The 15,380-nt window shown below is 54.4% G+C and carries 15 protein-coding genes; 11 read left to right on the forward strand and 4 right to left on the reverse strand.

Features of this window, described 5'->3' with window-relative positions; translation table 11 throughout:
- Window positions 1–207 precede the first annotated feature (207 nt).
- A complete protein-coding gene (locus AC3RCL_RS03265; protein ID WP_192569833.1) occupies window positions 208–1,101 on the reverse strand; it encodes a hypothetical protein in 894 nt (297 codons plus the stop codon).
- A gap of 365 nt (window positions 1,102–1,466) precedes the next feature.
- Between AC3RCL_RS03265 and AC3RCL_RS03270 the strand changes: the two genes are divergently transcribed.
- Together AC3RCL_RS03270 and AC3RCL_RS03275 are read left to right on the forward strand one after the other, a co-directional pair.
- Complete coding sequence (locus AC3RCL_RS03270; RefSeq protein WP_096774634.1) at window positions 1,467–2,099, forward strand: NAD(P)-dependent oxidoreductase; 633 nt, start codon at window positions 1,467–1,469, stop codon at window positions 2,097–2,099.
- 69 nt (window positions 2,100–2,168) lie between these two features.
- Window positions 2,169–3,917 carry an NAD(P)H-hydrate dehydratase gene (locus tag AC3RCL_RS03275; RefSeq protein WP_492534565.1) on the forward strand — a complete coding sequence of 583 codons (1,749 nt, stop codon included), beginning with the start codon at window positions 2,169–2,171 and terminating at the stop codon, window positions 3,915–3,917.
- A gap of 64 nt (window positions 3,918–3,981) precedes the next feature.
- On the opposite strand, the gene AC3RCL_RS03280 is transcribed toward AC3RCL_RS03275, so the two are convergent.
- Window positions 3,982–4,437: a hypothetical protein gene (locus tag AC3RCL_RS03280; RefSeq protein ID WP_192569831.1), complete on the reverse strand. Its 456-nt coding sequence runs from the start codon at window positions 4,435–4,437 to the stop codon at window positions 3,982–3,984.
- Window positions 4,438–4,493: 56 nt separating this feature from the next.
- Entirely contained in the window at window positions 4,494–5,402 is a 909-nt protein-coding gene (locus tag AC3RCL_RS03285) for an SDR family oxidoreductase (protein WP_012818842.1), read from the reverse strand.
- A 211-nt stretch (window positions 5,403–5,613) separates the two neighbouring features.
- Between AC3RCL_RS03285 and AC3RCL_RS03290 the strand changes: the two genes are divergently transcribed.
- From AC3RCL_RS03290 to AC3RCL_RS03330, 9 genes are all read left to right on the forward strand, one after another.
- Window positions 5,614–6,429 (forward strand): VanW family protein, encoded by an 816-nt coding sequence (locus AC3RCL_RS03290; RefSeq protein WP_492534566.1) that lies wholly within the window; start codon window positions 5,614–5,616, stop codon window positions 6,427–6,429.
- 362 nt (window positions 6,430–6,791) lie between these two features.
- Window positions 6,792–7,337 (forward strand): NADPH-dependent FMN reductase, encoded by a 546-nt coding sequence (gene ssuE / locus AC3RCL_RS03295; protein WP_009589288.1) that lies wholly within the window; start codon window positions 6,792–6,794, stop codon window positions 7,335–7,337.
- Window positions 7,338–7,397: 60 nt separating this feature from the next.
- Complete coding sequence (locus AC3RCL_RS03300) at window positions 7,398–7,988, forward strand: P-loop nucleotide/nucleoside kinase family protein (RefSeq protein WP_127595553.1); 591 nt, start codon at window positions 7,398–7,400, stop codon at window positions 7,986–7,988.
- A 297-nt stretch (window positions 7,989–8,285) separates the two neighbouring features.
- Complete coding sequence (locus AC3RCL_RS03305) at window positions 8,286–9,044, forward strand: AAA family ATPase (protein ID WP_255250542.1); 759 nt, start codon at window positions 8,286–8,288, stop codon at window positions 9,042–9,044.
- A gap of 325 nt (window positions 9,045–9,369) precedes the next feature.
- The gene (locus AC3RCL_RS03310) at window positions 9,370–9,789 is read left to right on the forward strand and encodes a MarR family winged helix-turn-helix transcriptional regulator (protein WP_009589289.1); all 420 of its coding nucleotides are present in this window, start codon (window positions 9,370–9,372) and stop codon (window positions 9,787–9,789) included.
- A 79-nt stretch (window positions 9,790–9,868) separates the two neighbouring features.
- On the forward strand, window positions 9,869–11,287 hold the full coding sequence (locus AC3RCL_RS03315; protein ID WP_492534567.1) for an MDR family MFS transporter: 1,419 nt from the start codon (window positions 9,869–9,871) through the stop codon (window positions 11,285–11,287).
- A 306-nt stretch (window positions 11,288–11,593) separates the two neighbouring features.
- A complete protein-coding gene (locus AC3RCL_RS03320; protein WP_492534568.1) occupies window positions 11,594–12,391 on the forward strand; it encodes a DUF817 domain-containing protein in 798 nt (265 codons plus the stop codon).
- A 139-nt stretch (window positions 12,392–12,530) separates the two neighbouring features.
- Complete coding sequence (locus AC3RCL_RS03325) at window positions 12,531–12,674, forward strand: hypothetical protein (RefSeq protein ID WP_176502450.1); 144 nt, start codon at window positions 12,531–12,533, stop codon at window positions 12,672–12,674.
- Window positions 12,675–12,799: 125 nt separating this feature from the next.
- Window positions 12,800–13,741, forward strand: coding sequence for a GNAT family N-acetyltransferase (locus AC3RCL_RS03330; RefSeq protein WP_492534569.1), 942 nt, complete (start codon window positions 12,800–12,802; stop codon window positions 13,739–13,741).
- A 122-nt stretch (window positions 13,742–13,863) separates the two neighbouring features.
- Here AC3RCL_RS03330 and AC3RCL_RS03335 read toward each other — a convergent pair whose 3' ends face one another.
- Complete coding sequence (locus AC3RCL_RS03335; RefSeq protein ID WP_036670897.1) at window positions 13,864–14,895, reverse strand: ribonucleotide-diphosphate reductase subunit beta; 1,032 nt, start codon at window positions 14,893–14,895, stop codon at window positions 13,864–13,866.
- Window positions 14,896–15,380: the final 485 nt, after the last annotated feature.

The raw sequence follows: 15,380 nt of genomic DNA on the forward strand, positions 1-15,380 counted from the left end.
AAGTGCAGGTAAAAAAAGCGCCGCTTCAACGCGCGAAAATGACGGTCGGTTATGTACTGCTTCTCATGTTGACGGTTTGAAGGCGATCAGGCCTTTTACCCGAAGGAAAGGATAAGTTCCTTCATCTAATCATAAAAGATGGCGCCAGAGGACACACCCTCTTGAAACGCCATCTTTTTTTAATGCCATAATGTAAGGATCGCAACGTTATCGATCGGAGTCATGAAGTTCCTTCCAGTACCTGTAGTCGTGAATGGCGAACCCGGAGAAGGAAGGGTGCTTTTCCGCCTTGGTGCATACCTTGCTCAGCTGTTCCTCCATATAGGCCGTGCCTTCCTCGAAAAAGGTAATGTAAGCTCCCTCATTGCTGGACTTGGTCTCCACGGCAATCAGGGCCTCCTTGCCGAGTTCGTCGGCTTCCTTTAGCTCGGTCGCGGCGAGGTTGTATATGTTATCCGCTTGATCGCGATAGGCCATAATGACGATCTGGTCGAACTGCTTGATCATCCAGCGGCTGATCGACATCGACTGATCCGGCAGCCGGTAGGTATGCAGCCAGAAGGTCATGTCGGAGCCGATCGGCAGATTCAGCTTGTGCGCTTCATCGACCAGATAACGGACGCTCGCTTGCCACTGCTTAACGACCGAGGACTGGTTCGTTTTCCATTCGGCCAGCACATGCGGCTCGATATCGACATGGATGCCGGTGAAGCGCTCATTCGGGGCAGCGGACGCTTGATATTCGGCGGTCCATTGAATAAACGTCTCCAGCCGGTGACGTTCCGATTCCAGCGCCCAGTTCGGCGCCCCGCCGAGGACGTGGACCTCGATCCCTTGCACTCCTGCTTGGCGGATAAAGCTGCGGTAATACTCGGGACGGACATCGCGGTTCATCTGCAGGTAGAGCACGTTCACTCCCTGGCTGCCGGCAAAGCTCAGAATGTCATCGGCGGAGTCTTTGATTTGCGGGGTATCCCAGAACCAGGTTGCCTTCTGGCTGGGTTTCGCTTCCGCGGCATCAGGATGAAGGGACAGACTGCTTAGCAGCAGCAGGCCGCCGGCGAGACAGAGAGCCAGCAAGCGGACGTATTGTTTTTTCATAGGATGGATGTTCTCCTTTTCATTACGATTTAAACATAAGCATTAGGACAATCTTCGACAAGCGTATACCATTAGTATTGCGTTAGAAGTCATTACGCCAAATATATATTTTCATAAATGTGCACTTATGTATTCTATCGGTGAAAACAATATCGCAATTCATAGGTCTAAAGATCTAATGTTTTGAGGAAAAATGAATAAGTGGAGTTTGAAGAGGTCTGCAAGGGGATAAGTAAATAGGAGGTGCGATCGACCAAGTACGGCTATACGCGGCACCGGGTGTTCATACTACTACTTAAGATATAAGAGAACCATTCCCCATCCTGGGTGATGTAGTATAATTTTTAAACGAAGGAGCGATGAACATGAAGGTAGCATTGATTGGAGCAAGCGGGACGATCGGGAAACGCATTACGGAAGAAGCGCTGCGCCGGGGACACGAGGTAACGGCGGTGCTGCGTAATCCGGATCGCCTTGAAGCGGAGCATGAGCGATTACAGAAAGTCAAAGCGGATGTGATGGATCCTTCGTCATTGGAAGAGGCTGTTCAGGGACACGATGCCGTGATCAGCGCTTTCGGTCCGAAGTTCGGCCAAGAAGAGGAGCTTGTAGCAGCCGCGCGGACCATTGTGGAGGGAACGAGACGCGGCGGCGTAGCCCGCCTGTTGATCGTTGGCGGCGCAGGCAGCCTGATCGCCGACAGCGGGGTACCGCTTATGGAAACCCCGGAATTTCCGGAAGAGATCAGACCGCTTGCCCGTGCGCATGCGGATGCTTACGATCTTTATAAGGAAAGCGATCTGGAATGGACGTATATCAGTCCGGCGGCCATCATCGAGCCGGGGAAACGTACCGGACAATTCCGGATCGGCATGGACCGCCTGGTGACGGATGAGAGCGGAAGCAGCCGGATCTCGGTTGAAGATTTTGCGGTAGCCGTGATTGATGAGCTGGACGATCCGCAGTTCATTCAGTCCCGTTTTACCGTTGCTTATTAATCGACAGGCATCAAGCGAAGTCGTCAGAGCGTTTGGGTAGGATATATCGAAGCAAAGGGGAGAGCTTGGATGTATGTTGTGACGTCCGAACAGATGAGGGCACTCGATAACTACGCGATTCGCCGCATCGGCATTCCGGCCATCGCGCTTATGGAAAATGCGGGTAAAGCGATTGCCGAGGAAGTCCTGAAATTATGCCTGGAGCGTCATGGCGCGAGCCAGTTACCGTCCACGGCGGCCGCTCGGACATGCGGAAGCGATCAAGCCTACTTGCCGGAGGATGAGAGGTGCGACCGGCCGACTTCCTTATTGGATTATTCGGCAGCGTCAGAGGGCCCTTTCACCGGAAATGAGCGGGTTATCGAGATGAGCCGCCCGTCGCCTGTCATCGACGGAGACGCGCGATTGCCCACCGCGCTGGCGGCGCAGGAGCACTGGCTCATTCTGGTGGGCAAAGGCAATAACGGCGGCGACGGCGTGGTCGCCGCACGGCATTTGCGTGACGCCGGCATAAGCGTCACGCTGCTCTACGCCGCCGAGCCGTCCGCGCAAGCCGGCGAGGCGGCAGTGCAGCGGGATGCCGCGGCAGCGCTCGGCATCCCGGCTCTGGTCCACGGCCGTGCCGCCGTGGACTACGGCGCGTACACCGGCATCGTGGACGCGCTGCTCGGGACGGGCGCGACGGGCGCGCCCCGCGGCGCTTACGCCGCGCTGATCCAGGCCGCGAACGACAGCGGCCTGCCGATTGTGTCCGCCGATATTCCGAGCGGACTGGACGCCGATACCGGCGCGCGGCACGAGCCGTGCATTTCGGCCGCGGTGACGGTATGCCTCGCTTTCCTGAAGCGAGGCTTGGTGCAGTACCCCGGCGCCGGGGCGGCGGGCCGGGTGGTGGTCCGCTCCATCGGCATTCCGGCATCGCTGTGCCGGGAACAGGGCGTCGGCACGCATCTGCTTACCCCGCATGTCCTTCGGACGGAGCTGGGCGCCGACGTGTCGCGCCGCCGCGCGCCGGACGGGCATAAGGGCACCTACGGCCACGTCCTGACCGTAGGAGGCAGCCGCACGATGAGCGGCGCAGGCCTGCTCGCTTCCCGGGCGGCGCTCCGCGCGGGCTGCGGCCTGGTGACCTGGGCGCTCCCTGCCAGCCTGGTGCTGCCGCTGAGCGGAGCCGCGCCCGAGGTGATGCTCGCCCCTGCGACAGAGGAGGAGAGCGGCGGCTGCTGGAATGAGGCCTCCGCGGAGCAGGTCCTGTCCCTCGCCAAGTCCCGCGATGTGCTGGCCGTAGGTCCGGGGCTTGGCCGCTTCGAAGGAGACGACAGGTGGCTCCGCCGACTGTGGGAAGAGTGGGAAGGGCCGCTGGTGGTGGATGCCGACGCGCTGAATATGCTGTCTGCGGCTGGCGATTTCAGCGCCTGGAAGCCGCGTGCCGCGGCCACGGTGCTGACCCCGCATCCCGGGGAGATGTCCCGGCTGCTGGGCATTCCTACTGCCGAGCTGCAGCGGGACCGGATCGGTGCCGCCGCAGGGTTCGCCACCGGGCACGGGGTTACCCTCGTGCTCAAGGGGGCGCATACCGTCGTGGCTTCGCCGGACGGACAAACCTACATCAATACAACCGGCACCTCCGGCATGGCGACCGGAGGCACCGGAGACGTGCTGACCGGCATCATTGCCGGCCTGCTGGCGCAAGGGCATGCCGGTCCGTCTGCAGCCGCGCTTGGCGTGTGGCTGCACGGCCGTGCCGGCGAGCGGGCCGCGCGGCATCGGGGGCATCCCGCCTCGGTCATCGCCGGGGATGTCATCGAAGCGCTTTGAAGCAAAGAGCAAGGGCCCTCATCAGAGGGCCCTTTTTCCATGGGAAGAGGCTATAGCTCTTGAATCAGATCACCCAGCACAGCAGGGGAACGGCCAGGGCAAAGAACGGGGTGGCCAGCGAATTGCTGGAGAATGCATGCTTTCCCCACAAGAACAGAAGCAGCGTCAGGGTTCCGGCAGCGGCACGGAGCCAGAGCTGCTCCGGATGACCGCCCGTGAACAAGGCGAAGAACAGAAAACCGACCGCTCCATACACGGCAGCCTGTTTCCCCTTATGCAGCGAAGGCAGGAACGCGAGTATGGCATCGGCCGCGAGAGAGGCCGTCAGCGCGTAACCGTACACCCAGTGTTCTTGCGGCATGTAAAGGCCTAACCACTCCGAGGCCTGATCCGCGCCGGACGGCCACGCCCAATCCAGCAGACTCAGCAGCAGCACGACGATACCGGCGCTGGCCAGCTTGTTTAATGCATAAAACCCCATGTCCATCCGGGCGGACCGTTTGGGAATTCCGGTGTTCATTGTACACATCCTCTGCACGTTATTCGTGGAATCCTCGGATGCCTGCGGCATCCATGCTAGCTGGTTACCATCTGCCCTCCGTTGACGTGAATAGCCTGACCCGTGACAAAAGAAGAAGTGATGGACGATGCCAGGTAAACATAAGCGGGTGCCAGCTCATAAGGCTGTGCGGCTCGCTTCATCGGCGAATTCGTTCCGAATACGGCAACCTCATCGGCGGAGAAGCTGGAAGGGATGAGCGGCGTCCAGACCGAGCCTGGCGCGACGGAGTTGACGCGGATGCCCTGATCGACCAGCGAAAGGGCCAGGGATCGGGTAAGGGAAACGATGGCGCCTTTGGTTGAGGAATAGTCGATGAGCTCCTTTAAACCGTCATAGGCCGTAATGGAGGCCGTGTTGATGATCGACGCCCCTGCTTTCATATGGGGCAGCGCAGCCTGGATCATGAAGAAGAACGGAAAGATATTCGTCTGATAGGTGTGATGCAGCTGTTCTTCCGTAATGTCCAGAATGCTGCGCTGCACATACTGGACGGCATGGTTGTTCACGAGAACATCCACTCTGCCGAAGCAGGCGATCGTCTCATTAACCACGGCTTCGCAGTTTTTTTTGTAGCGCAGATCGATCTTCATTAAGAGGCATCGTCTGCCGAGCGATTCAATCCGCTGCTTCGTCACTTCCGCATCCGAAGTCTCATATAAGTATGGGATGACCAGATCGGCACCTTCCTTGGCGAAGGCAATGGCGGCCGCTTTGCCGATACCGCTGTCCCCCCCGGTCACAATGGCGATTTTGCCATCCAGTTTACCGCTGCCCCGGTAGGCGGGATCTTCGCTGATCGGACGCGGCGACATCAGGCTTTCAAGGCCCGGCTGGCAGTTTTGATGCTGGGGAGGGAAAGCGATGGGCTGTTCTTTGCATTCGGTTTTGGAGCCTACGTATGGAATGGGCTGTTGGGGATTCATTTCATTCCTCCTTTGGTATACGGGATGTTATTCATGGAACGTCGATGCTTTATCTCTATGCATTCGCCCAGTCCAGGGTGCCGGTTGTGAACAGAATAGGTGAAAGGTCGTGCGCAAACGCGCGGGTTACGGATTTTTAACGATGTCCTTTGGGCTATTGTGGTAAAATATTTCCAAATTCATCAATACGGCCAAGGGGGCACGGTCACGGATGAAACCCGTCAAGCGTTCAAAATTCCGCCTGTGGGCAGGCAAGCAGTATTTTACGTACCGGCGTTATTGGGCATGGATGAGGAAGAGGGGCGGCATCGCCCGCACGCAAAGTCCTGAGCTACTGCGATATTCGGTGTTCACACACCAAACCCCGCTGAAACGCCAGCTCAAGGACGTTGATATGTGGTATCAGCATCATAAGGTGATCAACCTGCGTCTGGCCGTGCGCCATCTGGATGGACTGCTGGTTCGTCCGGGAGAGACGCTGTCCTATTGGAGGAGCATTGGACGCCCGACCCGCAGGAAAGGGTATGTCGACGGCATGGTCCTGTTCTATGGAGGCTTTAAGGCCGGCGTGGGCGGAGGGCTGTGCCAGCTGTCCAACCTCATATACTGGATGACGCTGCACACCCCTCTGGAAGTGAAAGAACGGCATCGGCACAGCTATGACGTATTTCCGGATGCGAACCGGACCCAGCCGTTCGGGAGCGGCGCTACGTGCGCCTATAATTATTTGGACCTTCAGATTTATAATCCGACGAACGATACATACCAGCTGTCGGTATATGTATCAGAGGAGGATTTGATCGGGGAATGGCGATCCAGCGCCGCTCCGCTGCATCGCTATGAAGTATATGAGCGGGACCACCGCATTACCCAGGAAGTTTGGGGAGGATATGCGAGGCATAACGTCATTGGACGCAAAGTGTTCAACAGGGAAGGCGAACGGATTCGGGATGAGTGGATTACCGAGAACCATGCGCTCATGATGTACTCGCCGCTGCTTGCCGAACAAGGAAGCGTGACGTCCTGATCAAGGGAGGGGCCAGGTGCCGATCTTAAACCGTATTCGCATGGGGAGCCCTGTTCGTGATCGGTTAAATGAAGCGGGCAATGGAGAACATCGGTTTGACGCATTCTGCCGGATTGACAAAAGCGCGGACACATTGATACGATGATACTAATTCTGACAAGTTTGCTCTGATTTATGCTGGTTGATGTCGGGTGCAAGAGCGACTGCTGACCGGAAGACTTTGCCGTATCCTGTAAAGTCTTTTTTTTCTGAGATTCAGGCTATGGCGGTCTGACTCTATATCGAGAGGACCTTACATAGCGATCTGATGGTGCGTGGATGAAATGGTGACATTATAAGATAAGCTGAGGTGAACAATGATTATGGCGAAAGCTGTTATTATTAACGGGAGCCCTACAGCCGGATCCCGATTGAATGCGGTTATGGATTTTGCGGAGCAGGCACTAACTGCTGCCAATTTCGAGGTGAGCCGGATCGACGTGGCCGGGCTGCCGCCCGAGGATTTGATTCATACGAAGTTTGAGAGCGAGCATATCGTCAAAGCCAACGGACTTGTGGCCGAGGCCGATGCCGTGATTGTGGCAAGTCCGGTTTATAAAGCTTCGTTTACCGGCGTGCTTAAGACATTTTTGGACCTGATTCCGCAAAAAGGCTTGGCTGGCAAAATCGTGCTTCCGATGTTCATTGGCGGCAGTCTCGCGCATTTGCTGGCGATTGATTATTCGCTCAAGCCCGTGCTTTCCTCGATCGGGGCCCGGCATATTCTGGGCGGCGTGTACGCCGTGGATGCCCAGGTGGCGCGTACCGAGGATGGCGGGTTTGACGTAGCGGAAGTGCTTCAGGAGCGTTTGGCCTCCGCGATGGAGGAATTGATTGAAGAAACCCGTTACCGGACAGAACGCGCATAGGGATAGCGTGAGTGACGGCAGGGGTGTTCTAGCGATATAGATCATATGGAGGGATACCATTTGCAAAAGCTAGTGTTTTTTGTCGGCGTGGCCGGCACAGGCAAGACAACCGTAGCGAAGAAGCTTGCAGTCCGCATACCGGCTGCATTCCTCGACCGTGATACGGTGGGGGGACGGTTTGTCGAGAAGTTCCTGGAGAGCAACGGACTGGATCCGAACGACCGCGATTCTTCCTTCTATAAAGAGAATCTGCGCGATCTGGAATATGATACGACCAAGGATATTTGCATCGAGAACCTGGGTGCCGGGCAAAATGTCTTTATGATCTCGCCGTTCACGGCGGAGCTCAAGAACCGCGAATGGATTGAAGAGGTCATCGCATCCGCGGGATTAACGAAGAACGACGTTGACGTGAAGGTCATCGTGGTTGCGCTCAAGGACATGGATTTGCAGAAGGAGCGGATCATTGACAGACAGACCGAGCGGGATCAGTGGAAGCTGGATCATTGGGACGACTTCAAGAAGCGCGTAGATTTCGTTCCGGAAGTGAACTGGGATATTCCGCAAACGTCCATCAAGGTGTTTGATAACAGCGGCGATCTGACGGAAGAGAAGGTCGAGGAGCTCTATCAATTTATCGTAAGCGAATAGTAAGTATATCGTAACTACAGATTCAATATCGGATGAAAAAGTGCGTCATTCCAGGTGCCGGCAAGCCCTGTGATGGCGCATTTTTTTGAATATCGGGGCATCTTCGATTGCTTCAAGGAAGCGGTTTGCCTGCTATCGCAGCAAACAGCGGGCTGCTCGGATTCGTTGTATGTCCAAGAATGCGTTCTATGGAGAGCGTGCAGCCTGCATCGAGATCCTGAATTGGAACCGAAGCCGGAATGTTATATAGTAGACTTGTCATGATCGGTTAACGTAGATTTCAAGGAGGGAAAGCGGTTGGATAACTCGGCTATGCTTGCCTATCTTCGAAGCGTTGTGTTAATGAGGGATCGCATCCCGTCATTTAACGAATACCCCTTTAATTTGCCGGCCGTAGCGGCTATGGACGGACTTCGCTTTCATCCGAAGGTCACTTATATCGTGGGCGAGAACGGAATGGGCAAATCCACGCTGCTGGAGGCGATTGCCGCGGCCCTCGGGTTCAATCCGGAAGGAGGGACGCTCAATTTCTCCTTCTCGACGGAGGAGACCCATTCCAGGCTGTATGAATATATTCGAACCGTCCGGGGCGCACGCAAACCGCGGGACGGGTTTTTCTTCCGGGCGGAGAGCTATTATAACGTCGCCAGCGAAGTGGATGCACTGGAGCGGGAGCGTCCTGGACTTTATGATTCCTATGGCGGCAAATCGCTTCACCAGCAGTCGCACGGAGAATCCTTTTTTGCCACCTTTTTGCATCGGTTCTGGGGGAACGGGCTGTACATCATGGACGAGCCGGAAGCGGCCTTGTCGCCGTTTCGCCAAATGGCGCTGCTGAGGCGCATCCATGACCTGGTTCATGAAGACTCGCAGTTTATTATTTCCACGCATTCGCCGATTGTCATGGCTTATCCGGATTCGATCATCTACAAGCTGACATCCGAAGGCGTGGAAGAGACGACCCTGGAGGAAACGGATCATTACATGATCACGAAGGAATTCGTGAATCGCCGGGAAGCCATGCTTCATGAATTGTTTGCAGATGATGAGGAATAAACGGGAAAGATAAGGGCTCGCGGATCGCTAGATCTTGCGAGTCCTTTTTGCATTGGGGGCCTGTTATTGTACTGACCGTTTCCTGCCAAGGCATGAATAAGAGATTTCTCTCCATAGATGCTTCTGATTTTAAGAATTAGAATGGTTCAATGTCTCGAAATAAACTTTGAATAATTTAAGTAATTAGTCCATTATACCTCGATAATTGGGATGAATCAGAATGAAAATCATGAAAATGGTGTTTACAAGTTAGAATCATTGAACTAAAATAAGAACGAGGTGAAATGCTCTGGAGAACGGAAGAGAAGCAAGCGTGGAGAGACTCATGGACATGTATCGTGAGTTATCGGATAAAATGACGAGGCATCGGGTCGTGTCTTTCTTGAGTCATTTAAGAAAGAACGATTTGACGATGAATCAGTATAAAATCCTAAGTTTGATCGAGCAGCAGGGACCGTGGCTTCCCAACCGGTTGGCTGAGCACATGGAGCTTAAAGCTGCAACGATTACTTATTTGGTGGATGCATTGGAACAACGGGGCTTGGTGATTCGAACGCCGAATCCGAGTGACGGACGCAGCCACTATGTCAATTTTACGGCAGAAGGCCGGCAGCTGGTGCTCGACGCGCGCAGCGAGGGGGATTATGCCGTCATGGAATCCTTCAAGCAGCTGGATGAGGACGAGGCGGATAACCTGTATATTTTGCTGCGATTGCTTGGCCGAAAGCTATTTCCAACAGAGTAAACGATATGAAACTGAAGTAATCCTGCCTCCAGTTCTGTTATCAGATCCGGGCGGGGTTACTTTGTTTAGGAGGCTTCTTGTGAATACAGACGAAAAATCTTCATTTTGGCTAATTATGAGCGCCGTGTTTTTCGGCAATTTTCTCGCGGTGCTGAGCATTACTACCATCAACGTAGCCTTTCCGGTGGTGATGGAGCAGTTTCATTCCTCGCTGAGCACAACCCAATGGCTGATGGCCGGGTATTTGCTGGCAACAGGTATCGTGGCCCCTATCGTCGGCTACATGGGGGATCAGCTAAGCTATAAGAGGCTGTTCGTACTGGCATTGACGGGTTTTACCCTTTCGTCGCTGCTATGCGTTGTCGCCTGGAACATCGAGACATTGATCGCGTTCCGGATCACGCAAGGCGTCTTCGGCGGGATGATCATTCCGATTACGATGACGATCATTTACCAGGTATTCCCGCGCGAGCGGCAGGCCTACGCCATGGGCCTGTGGAGCCTGGCTTCCATGCTGGCACCGGTAGTTGGGCCGACCTTGGGCGGGTGGCTGGTGCAATACTTTGGGTGGAAATCGATATTCATTCTGAATGTCCCCATCGGCCTGATATCGATCGTCATCGTAAGCAAATTCATTCCTTTTTATCGACTGACCGGGAAGAAGAGCTTCGATCTCCTCGGCTTCTTGACGGTGGTGGCGGGCAGCTCCTGTTTGCTGCTCTCCTTCAGCCATGGCAACGATTGGGGGTGGGGGTCCTGGAAGACGATCTCCTTGCTCGTCGCCGGTATTTTGCTGCTGTTGTTCTTCATTAAGTGGGAGCTGCGCATCCCGGCCCCGCTATTGCAGCTGAAGGTCTTCAAATTTCCCCGATTCCGGTACAGCTTGATCTTGAACTGCATCGTGACGATCTCCCTCTATACGGGAACCTTGCTGGTGCCGCTCTATTTGCAGACCGTGCTGAAGCTGTCCCCGATGGATACCGGATTGATCATGCTGCCGGGCGCGATCGTCATGGCGGCGGCATCGCCGATTATCGGCAAATTTTATGACCGGATCGGTCCGTTCCGGCTGGTCATCACGGGTGTCCTCATCATTGTGGCCGCCACGCTGGCTTTCAGCGGGATCGGCACGAATACGTCGGTTCTGTACATTTCTATGCTGCAGCTGGTTCGCTGCCTCGGCATCGCTTTGTGCAACATGCCGTTAACGAACGCCGCGATGAGCGCGGTATCCAGCGAGTACTCAGGCCATGCATCGTCGATTACGAACTGGGCGCGCCAGGGGCTGGCTTCGTTATCCATCGGCATTTTCAGCGCGCTGGTGGTAACCAGAACATCCTATTACATGGGCGCCGGAACTGTGACTCCGCGTGCGGCAACGACCATGGGCATCGATGACGTGTTCATGATCGGCACGATGGTGGCGGTGGTAGCCGTACCTCTTACATTTTTGTTACGGGTCAAAAAGAAAAAATCGGCTCGCCATGTCGCGCTCTGACCGGGCATGCCCCGGCTGTATGAAGAGGAGGAGCCTTCAGGTTGTTGAGACCGGCGCAAGATGCCGGGAACCCGAATATAATCTAGCGATTGAACAAGGTTGAACCTAAGAGCTTGCATGTCGCAGGTATAACCTTAAGGATCGTGGGATAGCCCGTTAACCGATGAGAGAGCAGCTGCAGGAGCTGCTCTCTTATTTTGTTTTTGCGCTTAATAGCCTGGATGAAATATGACAAAGCTGTTCTTTTATTCAATTCGCGGTCTGTGGTAGGGTGAAGTATACGAATGCAGGGGCTAGGAGGAGCTTATGGAATTTATACGGAAGCTGTGGGTTTTCGGTTATCAGCAGGCTTTGTCCTGCCTATTTCCGGTGATTATCTTCGGCGCGCTGGGACTGACCAAGGTGGTCGAGATTCCGGGTTTGCCGCGGTATGATCTCATTCTTCTCATCTGCGTCTTGGCGCAAATCGGGATGCTGGTGAGCAAGCTGGAGACATGGGATGAACTGAAGGTCATCTGCGTCTTTCACGTCATCGGTTTGATGCTGGAGCTGTATAAAGTGCATATGGGCTCATGGTCTTACCCGGAGGAGGGCTGGAGCAAAATCGGCGGCGTTCCGCTGTACAGCGGCTTCATGTATGCTAGCGTGGCCAGTTATATCTGCCAGGCTTGGCGGCGAATGAATTTGCGGATCACGGGCTGGCCGCTGCCTGTGCTGACCGTGCTGATCAGCACGGCGATCTATGCCAATTTCTTTACCCATCACTACGTATGGGATGCGCGCTGGCTCCTGACCGCATTGTTGTTCGTGGTGTTTGGCAGAACCATGGTGTATTTCGACGTTGACGGAAAAACCTTGCGCATGCCGCTGGTGCTGTCGTTCCTGTTGATTGGTTTTTTTATTTGGATCGCTGAGAATATCTCCACGTTTCTCGGGGCCTGGACCTATCCGGGGCAGGAACGGACATGGAGTCTGGTGCATATCGGAAAAATCAGCTCGTGGTTTCTGCTGGTGGTCATCAGCGTCATCATTGTGGCCCAGCTGAAGCATATCAAGCAGGGGAGAGGCCCGTCCAAAGGCAATCCGAAGGGAACGGTCATGTGAATGTAGCTCAGCGGATTTGATCCTTCATGCAGAATCATGTATCCTATGGGTAATCGAGACGATGGAATTAGCGAGCCATAAGGCAAGCTACTTGTTATGAACATAGATGGTTGAAATCTTGGCAGGGAGGAGTATTCACATGAAAAAAAGATCATTGGCGTCGTTGTCCAAAGGCATGGGATACTCCACCGCTGTTTTCTTTGATCGGTCCGATGACGGGAGAAGTCTGTCCAAAATCGGATATTCGGCGATCAAGGATCCTTCATGCTATTCACTAAAATGAGGGAGCAGTGGAATTAAAAACACCACAGGTCGCTGGCTTGTGGTTGCATAGATCGGCATGTACACCACAGGTGCGCTGTGGTGTTTTTTGCGTTTCTAATGATACGAGCAAAGGAGAGGTAGACCATGTTCATGCAAGGTAAACAAATCTATGTCAAGTCGGTAGAGGAATCGGATGCGGAAGCGCTATGGAAGCTCGAGGTGGATAACCGGGATTTTTTTCAACGGTTCACGGGCTTAAGGGACGACGAATTCTATACCCTTGAGGGACAACTCGAACGGATTCGCAAGGCCCGGGAATCCAGCAAGGCGGATCAGGCGTATCTCTATATGATTGGACTGCGGGATACCGAAACGATCATCGGGGAGATCATGCTGACGGAAGTGGTACGGGGGAATTTGCAGAGCTGCTGGATCGGTTATTTTCTGGACCGGGACCATAACGGTAAGGGGGACATGACCGAGGCCGTTCAAATGGTGGTGAGGTTTGCCTTTCAGGAATTGAAGTTTCACCGGATTGAAGCGGGCGTGATGCCGCACAACCTAGGCTCGATCCGAGTGCTCCTGAAGGCCGGCTTCCATAAAGAAGGCATCGCCAGGAAAAACGTAAAGATTAACGGGAAGTGGGAGGACCATCAGACACTGGCTATGTTGAATGAAGCCGATGAGGAGGCATCGTCCCCGATTCACCGGTACAATCCGTCCGTCATCGCCCCGCCGATCGGTCCGTATACCCATGTAACCAAGGTTGCGAGAGGGGCTGAGCTGTTGGTATTCTCCGGCCAGGTGGGGACCGACAGGGAGGGGAGCCTGCCGGCCGATATGAAGGAGCAAGTAGAGAACACCTTGGCGAATATCCAGCGGGTATTGGCTTCGGAAGCCATGTCGGCGGATCATATCGTCAAAATCAACATTTGGGCGGTTCAGGAGGTCGACTGGGATCATTTCCACCGGGTATGGGAGAAATTCCACGGGGGGAAGGCGCCGTCCATGACGATGACCTACGTGCCGGCGCTGGCGATGCCGTCCCTTCAGGTGGAGATCGAGGTATGGGCAGCGAGGGGGTAACGCTTAATGTAGAGGAGCGGATTGCAGCCGTCTTATATAAGGCATAAAAAAACCTCCGGGATCCCTGTTTAGGGGACCTCGGAGGTTTTGTGTATATGGAAGGAAACTTATAGATCGTAAACTTATAGATCGTCAAAGCCGTTGTCGTCGCCCACTTTGCCGTAGTTACGGGATTTGGCTTCGAAGAAGTCGGTTTTCGTTGCGTTGAGGGCTTCGTCGGAGAAAGGCTTGATCCATGGCATGCAGTTGACGTCCACGCCTTCGTAAGCTTTTTCCAGACCCATCATGGTGATGCGACGGTTCGCGATGTACTTGATGTAATCGCTCAACTCGTTCAGATCGATGCCGCGCACATTGCTGAGCGTGTAGTGGGCCCAGTTGGTTTCGAGCTCAACGGCACGGTCAATGGTGCGGTACAGGTAGTCGATGTTCTCTTTGGTGTTCAGCTCAGGGAAATCCTTGAGCAGCTGCTTGAACACTTCGGCGAAGAAGTAGCAGTGCTGGTTCTCGTCACGCTGAATATAGGAGATCATCTGGCTGGTTGCCATCATCTTCTGGTCACGGGCCAGGTTGTAGAAGAAGGCAAACGTGCTGTAGAAGAAAATCCCTTCCAGGATCAGGTCGGCGACCATGGCTTCGAAGAAGGATTGCGGCGACGGATTGTCGCGGAAATTCTGGTAAATGTTCGAGATGAACTGGTTGCGCTCCAGAAGTACCGGATCATGCTTCCAGTATTCGAAGATTTCCTTCTGCTCCTGCTCCGACACGATGGAGGAAAGCACGTAGGAATAGGATTGGTTGTGAACCACCTCTTGCTGACCGATGATGGCCGAGATGGCTTCGAGCGACGAGTCGGTGAAGTAACGCTTGACGTCGCCGACAAACATCGTCTGCATGGAATCGAGCACAGCCAGCAGGGAGATGTTGATTTTGAAGGTGCGCTGCTCTTCAGGGTCCAGGCGCGGGAACTGCTGCGCATCCTTGGACATCGGGATTTCATCCGCGATCCAGTGGTTCAGCAGCAGAACCTTGTACAATTTATACATATGAGGCATCCGAATGTCGTTCCAGTTCAGGATCCCGGAGCATTCACCTTCAATGACGCGAGTGGAGCGGTTGGGTGCTTCGGTGTTAAATATCTTTTGCATTTGCATGCCGATTTTCTCTCCTTGTATTTCATAATAGGGCGGCGCATAGGCGAAGCCTGAGGGAAACCTCCCAGCATATTCATGGGACGGGTATCCACACCGGGACGGGTATCCATCTCCAGCCGCTGTTGTCCGCCCTTTGCCTGAATGTATTTTAAAGGTTGCAAAGGGCTCCCAAAGGCGGACGTAAACTCTTCCGATTGGATACCCTTACCCTTGTAGTCTTTTATTTAGAAAGCTATTCCCGCCTGCTATGCGAGACCCCCCCGCATGCAGCCGCTCGACGCTTGTAGTGAACCAAGCTTCCAGCGACTCCCGAAGGGAAAGCGCTCCTAGCAGATAGTAACTCAACAAATCGCATGAAGTAACTCAGAAGTCCCGCACCGCATGAGAAGCGATTCCCAAAGGGAGAGCGATCCCAGCAGGTAGTAACTCAACAAATCGCGCGAAGTAACTCAATGGTCTCCGCACCGCATGAGAAGCGATTCCCA

It is taken from the genome of Paenibacillus sp. MT86 (assembly GCF_058792535.1).

Bases quoted from the DNA above. Each gene is read 5' to 3' on its own strand.
- AC3RCL_RS03285 (WP_012818842.1), bottom strand. From the start codon at position 5,402: ATGAATCCCCAACAGCCCATTCCATACGTAGGCTCCAAAACCGAATGC.
- AC3RCL_RS03320 (WP_492534568.1), top strand. From the start codon at position 11,594: ATGGAATTTATACGGAAGCTGTGGGTTTTCGGTTATCAGCAGGCTTTG.
- AC3RCL_RS03270 (WP_096774634.1), top strand. From the start codon at position 1,467: ATGAAGGTAGCATTGATTGGAGCAAGCGGGACGATCGGGAAACGCATT.
- ssuE (WP_009589288.1), top strand. From the start codon at position 6,792: ATGGCGAAAGCTGTTATTATTAACGGGAGCCCTACAGCCGGATCCCGA.
- AC3RCL_RS03335 (WP_036670897.1), bottom strand. From the start codon at position 14,895: ATGCAAATGCAAAAGATATTTAACACCGAAGCACCCAACCGCTCCACT.
- AC3RCL_RS03310 (WP_009589289.1), top strand. From the start codon at position 9,370: ATGGACATGTATCGTGAGTTATCGGATAAAATGACGAGGCATCGGGTC.
- AC3RCL_RS03330 (WP_492534569.1), top strand. From the start codon at position 12,800: ATGTTCATGCAAGGTAAACAAATCTATGTCAAGTCGGTAGAGGAATCG.
- AC3RCL_RS03265 (WP_192569833.1), bottom strand. From the start codon at position 1,101: ATGAAAAAACAATACGTCCGCTTGCTGGCTCTCTGTCTCGCCGGCGGC.
- AC3RCL_RS03280 (WP_192569831.1), bottom strand. From the start codon at position 4,437: ATGAACACCGGAATTCCCAAACGGTCCGCCCGGATGGACATGGGGTTT.
- AC3RCL_RS03290 (WP_492534566.1), top strand. From the start codon at position 5,614: ATGAAACCCGTCAAGCGTTCAAAATTCCGCCTGTGGGCAGGCAAGCAG.
- AC3RCL_RS03325 (WP_176502450.1), top strand. From the start codon at position 12,531: ATGAAAAAAAGATCATTGGCGTCGTTGTCCAAAGGCATGGGATACTCC.
- AC3RCL_RS03275 (WP_492534565.1), top strand. From the start codon at position 2,169: ATGTATGTTGTGACGTCCGAACAGATGAGGGCACTCGATAACTACGCG.